Source organism: Dorea ammoniilytica (assembly GCF_025567415.1).
Classification (GTDB): Bacteria; Bacillota; Clostridia; order Lachnospirales; family Lachnospiraceae; genus Claveliimonas; species Claveliimonas ammoniilytica.
In genome coordinates this window covers 134,618-149,941 of the sequence record NZ_JAOQJV010000002.1, presented here as the reverse complement: position 1 = coordinate 149,941, position 15,324 = coordinate 134,618, and the positions used below count along the sequence as shown (strand labels likewise).

Below are 15,324 nucleotides of genomic sequence, written 5' to 3'. Positions count from 1 at the left end.
TTACCTCCTATAAATAGTTTTGTTTTTAGAGACGATAGCCCTGTATCGAGCCACCATTCTGTAAACCGTTGCGTCTTCCTCGTTGGGAACAGGGTTCATAAGGGTTCGTGTGAAACCGAGTGCTTCCATCTTGGAATCAATGAGAGCGATGATTGCTTTACATTCAGTCTTCTTACCACTCGTTTTGTTAGAGTAGACATTGACCTCGTAAAGCACCTGTGCGTGGTTTTCGATACACCCGGAATCTCGAGTGTTTCGATAAACTTGATTGTCTGTCTCAATGAGAGAGACACAAGGGAAGGAAGGTGGAGACTTGACATATTCGCCAGTCATATAGATTTTCGGGTATTTCTTTCGCACCTCTGCGGACACGATACTGAATACCTCTGTCTCAATGTCAATCACCCGAACACCTCCTTTGCGATAGACTGAATATCATTGCAAACGGTGGTGATTGCAAGAGCCATCGGCATACGAGCCGGAGTACCACGAGACAGCTTCAATTCGCCATTTTCGTAGAATCCCCAAACTTCTTTCTTGCCGTTACCCTTACCGAATCCACCGATTGTCATTCCCAGTTCCGCACCGTGAGGGTGAGGGGACGAACCGGGAGAGCCATTATGATAGACACCAGCACCAAACTCAACCCACACAGCGTCTTCACCACTTGCGACAACGACAGTAACCGACCCTCGATTGTCAACCGACACATCGACTTGTGCGTATCGTGGAGAAGTTTGCCCTCCTTTGAGAATAAGCTCGTCAACGATTGCACCGCTGAATCCGCTTTTCGCTTCATCAGCCAGCCTCTCGGCTACTTTCTCTCGGAGGAGTTCTGTTTTTCTAAGGATTTCTTGTTTGTAATCAGCCAGCTCTTTCATAGCTCGGTTGATTTCACTCGTTGACAATCCGAATGAGATAACTTTTCTACCCACTGACAGTCACCTTGCTTATCGCAACCGATACGCTGTTCAAGCTCTTGGCTACCTTCTTGACGATATAATCGTGAGGAGTAATGACCTCACCATCATCGTTCGTAACCAAAGCCCCGGTTTCATCAACCTGTGGCGTTTTATCGACCCATAGCACTGTGTACTCGTCAATAGGGGGAGCGTCTGTCCCCATGACAATTACCTTGTCATAGCTCTCGCTTTCTCCAAACTGTCGGGTGCTTGTTTCACCCTTGGCGGCAGAGATATTAGCGGAGAACTCTACCGGGTTGTCTCGAATGATTTCATATTCCCCTGTAACATTTCCGTATTCGTCCGTCTTAGGGACTTTCTCTTTGTACAGAGCGTAGAAGAATTTGCTCTTGTTTCGTTCCATCATTCTCATTTAATCACCCCCACATGAGGAGTAACCACCTTGAGCATTGAGGAAGGAATATCAGCATTTTCATAGCTTCGGGAGATACCGTTCTCGGAATGAGAGGTCTGACCCTCCGCACCACGCTTGTTCAGCATATAAGCGGCAATCTCGCATTGGAGAGTGTCATACTGTGCCGGAACTTCCGTTACGCTGGAATCATACGGATATGCTCGATTGATGATTTTACGACCAGCCAGTTTGAGATAGGTGGACAGCACTTCGTCACTGTCCGAACCACCGACCATCGCTTTGAGAGCAATCAGCTTTTCTTCCTCGGTCATGTTGTCCACCTCCTTTACTTAGGCAATCTCGTAGAAACCTTCGGTCTTCGGGTTGGTCTTAGGCTTACCAACGATGTAGCCGTTGTCGGTCTTAGCGTAGTAAACCTTGCCCTCGGAAACCGTAGTGTCCGCAGTGGCAGTAGCAGTACCCTTGAAAATCTTGACTGCCTTGGTAGCGTCAGTCAGAGCCGCAAGGTAATACTTACGAGACCAAATAGTGTTCTGACGAATATCGCCGTTACGGTCAGTCTCAACCTCGACACCCTTCTTATTGAAGATGGTAACTGCCTGTCGAGTAGCAACCACGATAGTACCCTTCGTAGCGTCCTTCTTGGTGTAGATGTTCACGCCGCCAACAGTACCGATGTAGCCAGCACGAGCGAACGCTTCCACATACTTGAGGTCTTCCGCGAGGTTCTTACGAAGCTCGGCAGTATCGCCCGGGTGTACGAAAGCGAAAGTCTGCGGAGCAACCTTCTCCGGCTGATTGTCAGTGCTTTCGATGTTCAGATTGGCAACAGCGTCCACAAATGCGGCGAAGTCAATCTTCGCAGTAGGAACGACCATAGTAGCCTTCTTGAACTCGCCGTACACATCGCCGTTTACGGTATTGAACATATCAGTACCCATGTGACGAGTGCCGACAGGAACGAGCATAGGGTCAGTCATTTCCTGTTCGTCATAATACTGGAACTTGTTCTGTGCGAGCTGAATCTCGTACTCCTCCGGGGTGAAAGAAACCTCAATGCTCTTGGTGTTACCTTCGCCCATTTTCAGCTTCTCCGTACCAGCGGTAGCCTTGTAGACGTTAATCTTGCGCTTCATACCAGCAGTACCCACGAGAGAGTTATCAACAGTACAGAACTGCTGTAAATCGAGGTGGGAATTGAACTGGTCTTCTACCTCGTTGGAGAGATAGAAATTGTCATAAATCTTATGAGCCATTACTCATTACCTCCTGTATCGTTATTGGTGTAGAGGGCTTTGTAGTCCTCGGGATTCTTCACAGAATAGTCATAACGCTCCTGTGGAGACATTTTGCGGAGCTTCTCAAGGGTCATTGTCTTGGAATCTCCGTCCGGGGTCGGTTTCGGTGTATCTTTAAGGGCTTCCGCACGAACCTTCTTCTCGACATTCTCAAGATGTTTCTTCTGATTGGCGAAGACCTTCTCGGTATCACCATCAGCCATTGCTTCTGCGGTAGCGTCAGCCAGCTTCTCCTCGTAACCCATGCCGAGCAACTTTGCCTTGAACTTGGAAACTTCGCTTTCACGGAGCAGTTTGTCGTACTTGGACTGCAACTCCTCACGTTCCTCCTGTTCCTTCTGCTTTTTCTGCTCGTCCTCAGTGAGCTTTTCATTCAGCTCCTTCTTCTTAGCCGCAAGCTCGGAAGCTGTCTTATCGAAAATATCCTTCTTTACATATCCGCTGTAATCGGGGTCTTCTGTCTCGAACGCTTCAAGAGCGGCAATTTTCTGTTCCGGGGTCATGTCGGCATAGCCGTCAATCTTGCTAATGTCAATTTTTGCCATGTTGAAATCCTCCTGTCTTTTAATGTCTTCTGTGACAATGTTTGCGGTTTAAGTCTTCTCTGACTATTGCGATTTAAGGCTTCTCTGCCTATATTCACAGCGGCTTACCGCTTAAATATCGTTATTGTCCGGGTCATTATCATCGCCCCCGGAATCATCGGGAGCGGTCTTCTTAGCCAGTTCAGCGGCTTTCTCCTGTTGCTCCTCGTAATACTTCATGCTCATGGTGTAAGCAGATTCAGCGTCAGAGAACATTCCGCTATGCTGGAACGCCAACTGTGGGTGAATCTTAGGCTCTTGAAGCATGGAGATAAGGACTTGAGATTTACTCTGAATGGCTTCGTAGTTACGGCGAGTGAACTTCATATCAATATCACTCAACTTGAGCGTGAGACCGCCGAGGTCTCGACAGATACGAAGAACCAGCTTGAGCATTTTCTTTTCTGCTCGCTTGAAAACATTCTCGCTGTCCTTTGCTCGAGCTTCTGCGTCAGACCAACCATCACGGAGCAACACGGCAGAACCAGTATCACTCGTGGAAGAACCACCGTTACGGTTTGGCATACCGCAGATGGTGAGCATTGCGTTGTAGTAATCGTCCTTGAGGGTCTGCGATTGTGTCTGATTCAGCTCTGTGGTGACTACACCAACATCAGCGGCTTGTCCGTCCACGGACTTCACCTTGATTGCGCCGAGCTGTAAGAACTCCTCGTATTCCTCCTTGGTAATGTCGCAGTTAATGAACTTAATAAAAGCCTGTACCAACTGCTCCATACCGTCCATACGGTTACTTTCCACATTGTTGATTGCGTCCAGTAGAGGAAGCACAATCTCAAAAGAACCGAGACGAGCATTGTTTCCCGGGTACTCGATAATCGGAATCATGTCGAGGGCATGAGGTTTGGATTCCACCAAAATGTCTCCGTCCACGAGGTAATAGCGATTCTCGGTGTAAATCGAGTAGTGGAAAATCTCGTTATCGTCCTTGCTGTACTTAACCGCCATCAGCGGCTTGTTACCGATTTCGTTTGAATACACAACGAAGGTGTCTCTCGGGTCGAGAGTGTAAAGCTCAAAAGGAGCTTCGTCTTCCTCACCCGGTTCATCGGGAAGGACAAGACGGAACGCTGTACCACAAATCATCTGCCACTCGACAAGCTCTTGGTCTTGAGCGGCTTTGTCCTCTGCGAACATATACTCGTTGAGGGTGTTAATCTGCTTTACGATTTCCTCGCCACCATTACGGCTAACGTACTGAATCGGCTCGCCACACAGATACCCAACCTTGAAGGACACGATTTCGTTTGCACGATTCTCGGTAATCTTATTGCAGATTTCGGGGCGAACGTCTTTGACACGGTTTCTGATTGGCTGGTCTCCACGGTAATACTTCCACAGGTAGTCAATCTCACTGCGGTTCAAATCGTGAGTAGCAAGAGCCTTACGAAGAACATCAACCACGTTTTCGTCCGTGATTTCTGTCACGCTGGTCTTGATAATGCGCCGACCGCTCATAAATCGTGTCTGACTTAGATACTTCGGCTTGCTCTCGTCAATTTGATGTGCCACGTTCCTTCCTCCTTTCTGCATACAAAAAATGGGTGCATGACTGCTCGAGGTCTAAATTACCTCGTGCAATCATGCACCCATTTATCTCTAAAATTTGAGTGAGCATAAATTACTCACTATTACGCTTTACATTGTAACACACTATATAGTGTATGTCAACACCATAGTGCATACAATATGTTGATAATTGTGTGGAAAGTGTGGATAAGTAACACTTCTTGTGTTACCACGGTCTCTGAAAGATTTCAACTTTTGCGCCGGACAGACTTTGTGCGAACTCTGCCAGCATAGCCATACCATCGGGAACATCATCGTGCTTGTTTTTACCAGCCACAGTGTAAGAGCCGAGCATATCCATCATACGACCGTAATCGCTCTGACGTTTATACAGGCTATCGTCTTTGAACAGGCAGTGTTCCTTAACCCATGCACTGTTTACGATGATTTTTGTCTCCTTATTGGCAGTAGTGAACTTGGTCGTAATGCGAGTGATACCGCCACGCTTCTTGACCTCGTTCTGTACCTTCTCGGCAACACGACCACCAGCGGAATTGCTCTCAAAACGGCACATTTTAACCTTACAGCGAAGCAGTATGTCCACCAATCGAGCGTCAACGATGTTCGGTAAGCTGTTATCACAGACACAATCGTCAATGTAGTAGTCATTACCGTACACATACGCCGCCGGGAGGAAAGCGTAGTCAGAACCCTTGTCCTTGGTATCACAAATACCGATAATAGCGTCCGGGTCTTCTGCTGGAAGCTCAAAATATCGGCGCAGTTCGTCCACATCGTAGAGCAGACCCTCACGCTCGATAGGCTGATTCATAAACAGAGCCTTGAAAGACGCTTCGTCAAGATTGTTCCTCATATCCTCGAAATAGTGGCGGCTGAATCCGACACCGTAGGTGTAATTGAAATTACTTTCACCGTCTGCGTCCAGTGCCGGAAGAACAATGAACTTCGCTCGGGAATCACCACCGTACTGATTCTCCAATCGACCGATAACATCATGGACAGACCATCGGGTAGCGATATGGATTTCCTTCGCACCTTCCTTTTTTCGAGATTTAAGGTCATTGGTGTAGGCACTCCACAGCTTATCCAATCGCTCCTTGCTCATAGCTTCCTCAATGCCGGAACACAAGTCATCAGCGTAGAGGATTTTGTCACATCGGGTAGCACCAGTCAGTGAAGCATTGATTGCTCGACAGGTGAGTGTAGAGAATCGGTGCTTCTTGTGAAGGTCAATGGTTTCCTCCTTGGAGTTCGTTGCCGCCATCTTTACTCCCGGGAACACATCAGCCCACAGGTACTCGCTGTCGGTGATAATCTGATACACACCGTCATAAAAGGAGCGTGTCAGCATACCCGAGTGAGCAGAAGCAAGGGACTGTGAATCCGGGAATCGACCCATGACCCACGACAGGAAGAAGATACCGAGAGTGGACTTACCAGTACCGGGCGGCATGGAAATCGTAAGTAAATCCAGCCTATCGTCAATCAAATCTTGCATTGCCTGTACGACAGGGTGCATGACCTCACGGCGAGGGACATAGAACTTCTTGTCCGGCTCACGTTCCCATTCGACATAGAGCAGATAGCTTTCAAAATCAAAAGGAGCGGCGGCAAGCAGAACCTTTTTGTGAAGCATGAACAGGGAGCGAAGCTCCTTGTCTGTTTCAGACTGTGGAATCCGATTCTCGATAATGTCCGACAGCTTTTTCAAATACTCCACGGATAGGGGAATGTCTGTCTTCTGTGTCTCGAGACAGATATGGTATAAATCCTCATAGGCTCTAACCCCTTCCGGGGTCTTTTTGATTTGCCCGAGAATTTTTTCAAGTAACTCTTTCATAAATACCTCCGAACAAAAAGAGAGTGCGTCACCGTTCAGAGAATTAAATCTCTGTGCGATAACGCACCCTCGTCATTAAAATCTTTTTCTTCGTTTTCGTTTCCCTCGATGGTGAGACTGCTCATTCATCTTCACAATCTCATAGAGTAACGCAAAGGGAAATATCAATATTGCCAGCACCCACATAGGCTCATTCCTCTGTCAATGGGATTTCGACTTTCTCGCCGCCGGACAGCTCCACCGATACGGTAGAATCATCGTCAAGCTCGAATAGCCACACCACATCAGCGGTCGTGCCGCTCTGCACATTGGAATCACACTGCACATAGCCGTTAGTTCTGTCACCTGTCGGGACAAGCGGTGACAATTCGACACCGTTCTGAAATGCTTTGACCGACACTTCATCAGCCGGGACAGCAGTTTCGGAGCTGTCGTTGGTGTACTGCGTATAGACAGCCACACAATCGTACTGCTCGAGAACAGTGAGCTTTTCTCCGCTGACATACGAGACCTTGTGTTGTGGTTCAGCTCCACACCCGGAGACCGCCAGCATAAGCACTCCGGCAAGCATAATAGATAGCATTTTCTTCATTTCTACACCTCCAATGGGAGAATCGGGGAGTGTACGCCCTGTACCCAGCCCATGTCTCCATATTTGTACTTGCCCTCATAGAAGGGGCGATTAGATAGGATTCCTCGAATGGTGGACGGCTGAAATCTCTTGCCTTTTCGGGTTCGATACCCACCATCGTATAGAATCTCGCAAATGTCCAGCAAAGAGGTGTGATTCTCGTCATGCTCTCGGAATATCGTCTCCACGATAGGGCGTTCTTCCGGGTTCTGCATGAGCATACCGTCTACGCAGTAATAACCATACGGTTTGTTGCCGCCGGAGTACCCACCGCACTGTGCCTTGAGAGACCGTCCACGCCCGGTACGCAGAGCGATGTTCTTTCGCTCCTGTTCCGCAACGAACATCAGCAGAGAGCGGTAGATGTTGGCGAAATCGTCACCTTCCGAGAAATGCTCCTCGGTAGAGAGCAGTTTCACATTCCGCTTCTCGAGCGTGTAGAAGTAATAGAAATACAATTTTGTGTCACGAGCAACACGGTCGTTCTTGAATACAATCACGGCTTCATGTGCCGGGAGCTGGTCTGCATTGTAGAGAATCTTGTCCAGTTCCGGGCGGTTGTCCTTCGCACCGCTGATTGTATCGGTCAGCCAGCATACAATTTCAAAATCATTCCTGTCGGCGTAATCAGAAATCGCCTGTTTCTGCACCTCGATACCGTATTTATCGTCCGCAGACTGTTCCTCCGTAGATACACGGATATAACCAATCGCTTTCACGAGATATTCACCTCCTCAAGTAGTAAAAGTAGTAGAAAATCAAAAATTGCGGTAACTTTTGCTATATATGCGTGTACTAAGAGGAAGTTACACGCAAAATGCTGTTTTCAACTACTTTAACTACTTCAATCTTTCTTTTCGTAGGTGAGAACGATGTTATAACCGAGAGCGTCCATCATTTTCACGAAGGTATCGTTCACGATTCCACCATTCTTCTTGAGAACTCGGTTGATGTACTGTCCAGTAGTGCCGATTTCTTCACCCAACTGCTGTTGTGTCTTCCCAGCTTCGAGGAGCTTCACCTTTACATCAACTTCAATGTTATTCTTAACCATGTTTTGACCTCCTATATGTTGTTTGTGATACGAGTATAGCACGAGAAAGGAAGATTGTCAACACTGATAGGATAAGAAATTATCTTTTATAGGGTCTTTTTATTTTTTGAGAATATTCAGCGTACTCCCTCGCCCGGTTTCGCCCCTTGTCAATCCCCCCCGGGGGTGTACCCACAAGCCCCCAAAACGCCGCCACAAGCCCGGGAAACGGTGAACCCATATAAACACATACACCCACGCACAAAAGCCCCGGGAAACGCCCCGCAACGCCCCCACAACGCAAGCCGGACACAACGACACGAACAACCGAACAACCCACGCCGCCGGACACGATGAACGCCGGACACAATGCACCAACACCCATGAACGACACAAGCCCGGGACACGTTCACAAGCGTTCAAGGCTTGCCACGTTCACCCCGGGCGGCTATTCTTGATTATGTTTTACGTTTACTGGGCGGCGGTACACGTACAAAAAAGCCCCGGTATATAACCGGGGCTATAAAATCATTTATTCATTTTCAGTAAATCCGCTAATACAACAAACGGAAAAATCAGAACACATAATATTATCAATTCTTTTTGACCTCCATAATTTCAATCACATTGCTTTTCAACTCTTTTCTAATATCTGTTTTATTCAATGCGTACATTTCAATAATGCCGTAATATTTTGTTTTTACCCAAAAGCGGCGCATATATTCCGCAAAAGGAATACACCAACCGGAACATTTATAAACCGGGGTTTGTGTTGCAATGTGTAAATCTTTCAACGGCTGTAAATTTCCATTATCAGCGGCAAGCAACGCCGCCGGAATACGCCCGGTTAAAATCGTTTCAAATGCGGGAACGTCCCACGAAACAAATTTATAATGCGTCATAATAAAACCCCCTTTACAGTACACAAAAACGTTTATAACTTGTTTCCCGGCTGTATTCGGTGAACAAATCCGGGTATTCTTTTTTGAATCCGCTTGAATCAAAACGACTTGAAACAACCGTTTTATTAGTGGCTTTTGCCGCCCCTTCAACGTGCATTTCATCGTTTCCCATGATTGCAAGAATATCCGATTTTATAGAATCGTTCATAGCTTGCAATTCTTCAATTAAACGCTTATTTTCCCGGTATTCATTGCACAAACTTTCAAATCTTTTCATTTTTCAGCCCTCCATAACGCTATAATCATATTGTTTGACCGTTCCCAACGTGTACGCCGTGGGCGTTTCCCCGGTGAATCTATCAACCGTTGCAACCGGGATATAAAACGCCGTATAGCGCCCGGTTTCGTTGTCGGTACAATTATAAATTTCAAAAGCGTCCACGGCTTTTTCAAAAGTAACGCCGTTATAACCTTCAAAATTCTTGTTTACGTCAATTTCTAAATGCCACGGCGTAAAGGGGCGCATATTCACCGGGCAAAACAGAACGGTTAAATCGTTGTTATAAGCCGCCCGGGCTTGCTTTTTCGTGATACGTTCCCACGTTTTGCCTTTGTTCGTAAAGCTGTATTTATTCATAAATAACGCCCCCATTCAATTTACAAAATTCTTTCAAAAGGTTTTCAACGGCTATCTGCTTTTCTTCAAATGGGCGTTTATCTTCCCAACTCAAAATAGCCCGGGCTTTTTCCTCGTATTCACTAATTTTTTGAAGCCTTGCACCCGGCATATTTCTATAACCTGTGCAAATCGTAACGCCGTAAACCTCATAAACGTCAAAATTCCAACCGTAAACGCCGCAAGTGTACGCAATGGGTGAATGATTGTTCAGCAAATAGGACAAATCACAATACCCGGCACATTTAACATTATAAGAACCGTTTACAATAGCTTTTCTTGTGGTTTTAACTTTCATTTTCGTTTCCTCCATTCTATTATCTGTAAAGTGTACCGTTATACGCCGCCGCTTTTTCTTGTGGCGTTGTTTCATGTTCAAGCTTCATGAATCCGGCTTTATTCAAACCGCAAAACGCTTTTATATGTTTCCCGGTTGTGTTACTCCAACCGCCCCACAATTTAACAAGTGAACCATTTGCAAGCCGCTTTATAATAGGGGTGTTGTAGCTGTAAAGCGTTTCATTCCCGGCGTTGTCAATTTCAACAACGGCTTTTCCATAGAAACTTTTTTGTGTCCCGTTCGGTGCTAATTCATATCTTTTCATTTTGAAAACCTCCATATAATCTTTTTAGTGTTGTTTCTTGTCTTGCTGTGATTATAAGATAACACTTTCAAGATTGTCTGTCAATACTTTTCGGATAAAAATTTATCTTTTTTGTGTTGGCGGTTTATCTTGTTTGTGTTGTTATTGTTATTCTAATTCTTATTATACGAATTGTCAACACCTAAATTCTAAATTTACGAATTGCACCGGGCGCAAAATTCGCATTATATGAAAGGAACGCCGCCGGACACGTTCACCCACGCCGCCCGGGTTGCATTTTGCTTTATTGTATTAAAGTGTTAAAGAGGTGAGTGCCGTGTCCGGCTGATTTTCTGAAAATTTCCGTGAATTTTTGCATAGAAAAAGCCCCGGGAAATCCCGGAGCAGTTTCATAGTCGATAGTCGAAAGTCGCTCGGCTGATAGTCGAAGAGAGGAGAGGGGAGAGATAGTCGCTTAGTCGCTCGTGTCCTCGTCAGAGTTGCTTGCTGAAAGTCGCTTCTGCTGGTCGCTTGCAATATAGCGTTCTCTGATTTCATCAGCGGAATAGTCGTTGTCGTTCTGCTGGTTCGGTGTGAGAACGTACTCGGTCTTGTCTTGGTAGCCATAGTTGTTCTTGCCGAGGAAGATACCAGCTACCGGGTTGACCTTGCCGGAGTTCATGTAGGATTCCCACAAATTTTCGAGCAAAAAGTACGCCTTTTTAATGGTGTCAGTCACGCTCGGCGGCAACGTACTATAATTTCCACGCCCACCCAACGGAGCGTCATGTGTAATAGCCCACAACGTCTGTCTGCTCATGCCATTCAATGCCATCGCCATACCAGCAACAGTCGGTTTCATATCAGCGTTCGCATACAACGCAAAATAGTCGGAAAGTCGTTGCTGAACCTCCGATTCACTTTCCATATCAATGTTTGGCATATTGAACAGTGCCATGTTGACGCTCAAGAACTTCGCATTATCCCCAACGTCAAGGTTGAACCCATTCGTACCAATCACAGGAGAGTTGCCACCCCTCGGTTTGCCTTTCTTCTTAGGCTTCGTTTCTTTCTTTCCAGTAGTCGCAACGGCTTTCGTTCCGACATTCTCCTCGCTGGAAACAGTCTCCTTAGTCGCAACAGTCTCCTCGGAACTGTCTGCTAACAGTTTATCTATATCCATTTCGGTCTCCTTTCTTCTTATTCTTATTGCAGTAGTAGAAGTAGTTGAAAATCGGTTTTTGCGTATAACTTCTATATATAGGGATTTTTCTATATAAAGGAAGTTACACGCAATACCTTGAGAACAGCTACTTTAACTACTGTAATAATAAGAATAACTCGTTCTTATGAAAAGATTGTTTTTCAATCCTTTTCAGATAGTTTGGTAAATGTCGTTTTTGATAAATACTTATCCACTTTGTGTTAAATGAAGTTTTTGCTCTCGTAGTAGTCAATCACTCGCTTAACCTCAACCGATTTCAGCACAACGATTCTGTAATCTTTGCCGCACTTCCTCTTAACCCAAAAGTCGTGTGCGGCTTCTGCGATAGAGCTATAAGTGAGCATTTTCGTGTTGCTGGTACGCTGGTGAGGAGGGAGGTATCGGTAGTCTGTGCCATACAAAAACTTCCCGGTCTTAATGTTCTGAATCGCAAACATCGTCTACCTCCTTACCAGTACCTCCGAACGCTTCTTTAATACATCTGCCGAACTCTTTGAGAGCCACACCAGCAGAGTAGGCGGCAAAGTCGAAGGTCTTCTCAATCTCGGGGTAACGACTGCGGACGTATTCGGCAAGTATGTCATTTCGTGTCTTCATTTCCCAACTCCTCCTCGAGAATCTTCTCAAGCTCTCTCGTGCCGACAGCTTTCATGTAGGTATGCGGAGCTTTGACGGTAGATACCTTGATTGCGCTTTCCTCGATACGAGCTTTGAGACGTTCCAGCAGAGAAGCGTTCTCTACTTTGATACCACGATTGAAAAGTCGTATCTCGTCCTTCTTGAGCCATTTCTGCCACTTACCGCAAGCGGAGCAGTAAAGCCCTGTCTGATTGCCGTGTTCCTCTGTGAAGAACTCCTTGCCGCCGCATTTGCAAACCATATTCATAGTTATACCTCCCACCATGACTTAATACCCTTGCCGAGTTCGACAGAGAGTTTCGTGCTGATAATTCGGGCGTGTTCATACTGTGCTTTCACGCCGGGAACAAAATACTCGGTTCTGCCGTTCTCAATATTCTTCCGATTCTGATTGAGAAGGTCAGCTTGGTATAGGTTCAAGAGCCGTACCAGCTCTGATTTTTCCTGTAAAGTCATTACAGCACCTCCTTCTCAAAATCCCTGTATCTACCGCTGACTTCATTCTCTGCGTAGTAGAGGTTGTAGTCATTTTGCTCGATGTACCACCACAGCTTCTTGTGACCCATGCGGAGATAGTCCTCAAGGTAGTGCTGTTCGGTGTACTTATCATCAACCAACTGCCGGAAGCTCAACTCGTCAATCCCCGTGCTGTTTTTCACGAACAGGGCAATGTCCATGATGTCAGCGATGGTGTAGTCCGCAGTTACCACGAATACTGCCCGAACAATCTCATTACCAGTCCGGCGAATTTGCGAGAGCTGGTCGATACTGTTTGCATGGTACACAACCCGGTAGCAATCATAGAATGGAAAAGCGGTCTCGTCAGTCATGTAGCTGGTGTGCATTTCCACAGGAATAGGGCGCATACTACCGTTGAAGAAAACATTGCGCTTGTGTGCAATACCGAAGAACTTTCGATACCAGTCAATGTGTTTCTCGTACTCGTGGAGTGGGTCTCCACCGCCGGAGATAGAAACAATGTCGCAGTTATTCTCTTTCAAGGCTTCCTCGAGATTATCCAACCCGGAGAGGGTCGTTCTCGGGATATGGAGATTATTCTCCTTCACGATACAGTAGGGGCATTTGTAGTGACACCCAAAGTTCGTGATAACGCTCATGTACTTCATCACAGTACCTCCTTCAATTTCAGACCACAATAGGTTGCATAGCCGCTCGAGGTCGATTTCCTGTCGAACCACTCCGGGTGACGCTCCATTTCAGAATTGAACTTACGAGCCGACAGGATATAAGCACCCTCGGACTTCGCCCAAATCTTGAAAGCGTTGTACAGGTCTTTCGCCTTGATAACGGTTGGCGAGCTTTCCTCCGGGACACGCTCACAGCGGTTCTCGAGGAACTGCAATACGAGGTCGTTATCACGCTCGTACTTGGTAACAACCGATTTCAGACTGCCGCTCATTGCAAGTCCACGCTCCTTGTAGTGGATATACCCGCGCACCAACCACATGAAAATGCCGCTCATGCTGGACTGTTCACACAGCTCGTCCTTTAGGTGAGTGTCCTGTTCCTCCGGGGAGAAGTGGCGGTTGAACTCTACCACCTTGATACGCTCGGAAGCGAACAGGGACTTGTCTGTCACCATCGGAAGGTCGTTACAGGAAAGCCATAAGGTGAATTGCGGCTTGAATGTGATTGCCGACTGGTACAGCGCACGAGCGGAGATTTCCTCGCCACCTGTAAGCTGTTTGATTTTCTCCTCGTCCAGCTTGCCGTATTCGTTGCTCTCGGACATTGTGACGAAGCGTTTGCCCTTCAACCCGGCGAGGGTAGGACTGGCGGCTTCTGCGTCCTTCTGACGGTCTCCACGGCAAATCATACCGACCGGGGCAACCTTGGCATAGTCACCGAGCATAGTCTCGATGGTGTTGAGCAGAGTAGACTTACCGTTACGAGTGGTCTTACCATGAAGAATGAACATACACTCCTCGTTACTCATACCCAGCATGGAATAACCCAAAGCTCTTTGAAGGAAGTCTGCCTTGTCCTCGTCATTTTGTGTAACCTCTTTAATGAACTTCTCCCAGCGTTTACACTTAACCGTCTTGGAGATAGTGTGGCTAAATGCTGTCTGCATGGTGAGAAAATCGTTCCAGCTATGTTCCCGGAAGGAGAAGTCTCGAAGGTCGTATGTACCATTGAGACAGTTAATGAGATAGGGGTCTGCGTCAAACTGCACAGCAGAGATACGAAGCTCACCTGTTGCGTCCTTGAGGATTCTATCTCGCATACGCCTGTCACCCATCTTATTGACGAACCCGGTGTAGGACTTTCGGGTATCATCGTCCTCGATTTCTCCGCAGTAGAGAATCATCAAACGAACGAAATCTTTAATCTTCTCGGACACGAGAATTGCTCCCTCGTCCTTACGCCATGCTCCCTCGTGATAGGTGTACCAGCTCTTGTGTTCCGGGCAGTAGCGAGCTTCGTGAGAATAGAGCAAGCCAAACAGGTTTGCCATACCCATTTCAGACCACTCAAACCCGGAGCTGGTCTCGTCTGCTTTCTCGGGGTGATACTGCTTAATCAGATACATCTTCGAGGATAAGCCCTCGTCCATAATGACACGACCGTTGCGTGTCTCGAAAAGCTCTTGCATTACTTATCACCTCCCAGCAGAGTAATCGCCAAATCAATAAGGTCTGACAGGCGGCAACGGATTTCATAGAATCCGAAAGAGTGTCCGTCCTCATAGGCACGATTCCAAATGGCTTCCGCTTTCTTGCGAGAGAGCCTGTGACCCACTTCATACTGAATCTTTTCGATAATCAGATTGTAGACGGAATCTCGAGCCTTGTTCTTCTCGGTGTTGAGCCGAGCGACTTCACTCTGATACTTCTTGTTATTCAATTCGACCTGTTCTCTGTTCCATTTCACAGACTGGTCTTCATCGAAAATATGATTGCCGGGGACTTTTTGCAACCCAACCGGGCGGCACGACATTCGGTTCATAATGTCGAACTCATTCTGAATGTCTTCCCAGCTCATATCAGCTCCTTTACCCATAT

General features: G+C 46.8%; 24 protein-coding genes. All 24 read right to left on the bottom strand.

Features of this window, described 5'->3' with window-relative positions:
• Positions 1-405 (bottom strand): hypothetical protein, encoded by a 405-nt coding sequence (locus OCV65_RS02865; RefSeq protein WP_055304187.1) that lies wholly within the window; start codon positions 403-405, stop codon positions 1-3.
• Complete coding sequence (locus tag OCV65_RS02860) at positions 402-935, bottom strand: hypothetical protein (protein WP_055304188.1); 534 nt, start codon at positions 933-935, stop codon at positions 402-404. Before OCV65_RS02860 ends, OCV65_RS02865 begins: the two co-directional genes overlap by 4 nt.
• On the bottom strand, positions 928-1,335 hold the full coding sequence (locus tag OCV65_RS02855) for a hypothetical protein (RefSeq protein WP_015554745.1): 408 nt from the start codon (positions 1,333-1,335) through the stop codon (positions 928-930). Before OCV65_RS02855 ends, OCV65_RS02860 begins: the two co-directional genes overlap by 8 nt.
• A complete protein-coding gene (locus tag OCV65_RS02850; protein WP_055304190.1) occupies positions 1,332-1,649 on the bottom strand; it encodes a phage head-tail connector protein in 318 nt (105 codons plus the stop codon). Before OCV65_RS02850 ends, OCV65_RS02855 begins: the two co-directional genes overlap by 4 nt.
• Before the next feature lie 18 nt (positions 1,650-1,667).
• The gene (locus OCV65_RS02845; RefSeq protein ID WP_015554743.1) at positions 1,668-2,594 is read right to left on the bottom strand and encodes a hypothetical protein; all 927 of its coding nucleotides are present in this window, start codon (positions 2,592-2,594) and stop codon (positions 1,668-1,670) included.
• The gene (locus OCV65_RS02840; RefSeq protein ID WP_055304191.1) at positions 2,594-3,181 is read right to left on the bottom strand and encodes a hypothetical protein; all 588 of its coding nucleotides are present in this window, start codon (positions 3,179-3,181) and stop codon (positions 2,594-2,596) included. The genes OCV65_RS02845 and OCV65_RS02840 overlap by 1 nt, the downstream gene beginning before the upstream one ends.
• A gap of 111 nt (positions 3,182-3,292) precedes the next feature.
• The gene (locus tag OCV65_RS02835; RefSeq protein WP_055304193.1) at positions 3,293-4,750 is read right to left on the bottom strand and encodes a phage portal protein; all 1,458 of its coding nucleotides are present in this window, start codon (positions 4,748-4,750) and stop codon (positions 3,293-3,295) included.
• A 223-nt stretch (positions 4,751-4,973) separates the two neighbouring features.
• Positions 4,974-6,608 carry a phage terminase large subunit gene (terL, locus tag OCV65_RS02830; RefSeq protein ID WP_055304195.1) on the bottom strand — a complete coding sequence of 545 codons (1,635 nt, stop codon included), beginning with the start codon at positions 6,606-6,608 and terminating at the stop codon, positions 4,974-4,976.
• 190 nt (positions 6,609-6,798) lie between these two features.
• Positions 6,799-7,191: a DUF5067 domain-containing protein gene (locus OCV65_RS02825; protein ID WP_262580885.1), complete on the bottom strand. Its 393-nt coding sequence runs from the start codon at positions 7,189-7,191 to the stop codon at positions 6,799-6,801.
• An 11-nt stretch (positions 7,192-7,202) separates the two neighbouring features.
• Positions 7,203-7,958 carry a recombinase family protein gene (locus tag OCV65_RS02820; protein ID WP_055304198.1) on the bottom strand — a complete coding sequence of 252 codons (756 nt, stop codon included), beginning with the start codon at positions 7,956-7,958 and terminating at the stop codon, positions 7,203-7,205.
• A 125-nt stretch (positions 7,959-8,083) separates the two neighbouring features.
• The gene (locus tag OCV65_RS02815; RefSeq protein ID WP_015554739.1) at positions 8,084-8,293 is read right to left on the bottom strand and encodes a helix-turn-helix domain-containing protein; all 210 of its coding nucleotides are present in this window, start codon (positions 8,291-8,293) and stop codon (positions 8,084-8,086) included.
• Between the two features lie 572 nt (positions 8,294-8,865).
• The gene (locus tag OCV65_RS02810) at positions 8,866-9,174 is read right to left on the bottom strand and encodes a hypothetical protein (protein ID WP_055304166.1); all 309 of its coding nucleotides are present in this window, start codon (positions 9,172-9,174) and stop codon (positions 8,866-8,868) included.
• A gap of 13 nt (positions 9,175-9,187) precedes the next feature.
• The gene (locus tag OCV65_RS02805) at positions 9,188-9,451 is read right to left on the bottom strand and encodes a hypothetical protein (protein WP_015554737.1); all 264 of its coding nucleotides are present in this window, start codon (positions 9,449-9,451) and stop codon (positions 9,188-9,190) included.
• A gap of 3 nt (positions 9,452-9,454) precedes the next feature.
• Complete coding sequence (locus OCV65_RS02800; RefSeq protein WP_262580884.1) at positions 9,455-9,811, bottom strand: hypothetical protein; 357 nt, start codon at positions 9,809-9,811, stop codon at positions 9,455-9,457.
• Entirely contained in the window at positions 9,804-10,148 is a 345-nt protein-coding gene (locus OCV65_RS02795; RefSeq protein WP_262580883.1) for a hypothetical protein, read from the bottom strand. Before OCV65_RS02795 ends, OCV65_RS02800 begins: the two co-directional genes overlap by 8 nt.
• Positions 10,149-10,167: 19 nt before the next feature.
• Positions 10,168-10,455, bottom strand: coding sequence for a DUF8033 domain-containing protein (locus OCV65_RS02790; protein ID WP_055304164.1), 288 nt, complete (start codon positions 10,453-10,455; stop codon positions 10,168-10,170).
• A 454-nt stretch (positions 10,456-10,909) separates the two neighbouring features.
• Positions 10,910-11,617: a hypothetical protein gene (locus OCV65_RS02785; protein ID WP_055304162.1), complete on the bottom strand. Its 708-nt coding sequence runs from the start codon at positions 11,615-11,617 to the stop codon at positions 10,910-10,912.
• Between the two features lie 242 nt (positions 11,618-11,859).
• Positions 11,860-12,096 (bottom strand): hypothetical protein, encoded by a 237-nt coding sequence (locus tag OCV65_RS02780; protein ID WP_055304160.1) that lies wholly within the window; start codon positions 12,094-12,096, stop codon positions 11,860-11,862.
• Positions 12,074-12,256, bottom strand: coding sequence for a hypothetical protein (locus OCV65_RS02775; protein WP_055304158.1), 183 nt, complete (start codon positions 12,254-12,256; stop codon positions 12,074-12,076). Before OCV65_RS02775 ends, OCV65_RS02780 begins: the two co-directional genes overlap by 23 nt.
• Complete coding sequence (locus OCV65_RS02770; protein WP_055304156.1) at positions 12,240-12,545, bottom strand: hypothetical protein; 306 nt, start codon at positions 12,543-12,545, stop codon at positions 12,240-12,242. Before OCV65_RS02770 ends, OCV65_RS02775 begins: the two co-directional genes overlap by 17 nt.
• Positions 12,546-12,547: 2 nt before the next feature.
• Positions 12,548-12,754 carry a hypothetical protein gene (locus OCV65_RS02765; RefSeq protein WP_055304154.1) on the bottom strand — a complete coding sequence of 69 codons (207 nt, stop codon included), beginning with the start codon at positions 12,752-12,754 and terminating at the stop codon, positions 12,548-12,550.
• The gene (locus OCV65_RS02760) at positions 12,754-13,425 is read right to left on the bottom strand and encodes a radical SAM protein (RefSeq protein ID WP_262580881.1); all 672 of its coding nucleotides are present in this window, start codon (positions 13,423-13,425) and stop codon (positions 12,754-12,756) included. Before OCV65_RS02760 ends, OCV65_RS02765 begins: the two co-directional genes overlap by 1 nt.
• Entirely contained in the window at positions 13,425-14,915 is a 1,491-nt protein-coding gene (locus tag OCV65_RS02755) for a DNA primase family protein (protein WP_055304150.1), read from the bottom strand. The genes OCV65_RS02760 and OCV65_RS02755 overlap by 1 nt, the downstream gene beginning before the upstream one ends.
• The gene (locus OCV65_RS02750; RefSeq protein ID WP_262580880.1) at positions 14,915-15,322 is read right to left on the bottom strand and encodes a hypothetical protein; all 408 of its coding nucleotides are present in this window, start codon (positions 15,320-15,322) and stop codon (positions 14,915-14,917) included. The genes OCV65_RS02755 and OCV65_RS02750 overlap by 1 nt, the downstream gene beginning before the upstream one ends.
• Between the last annotated feature and the right edge of the window lie 2 nt (positions 15,323-15,324).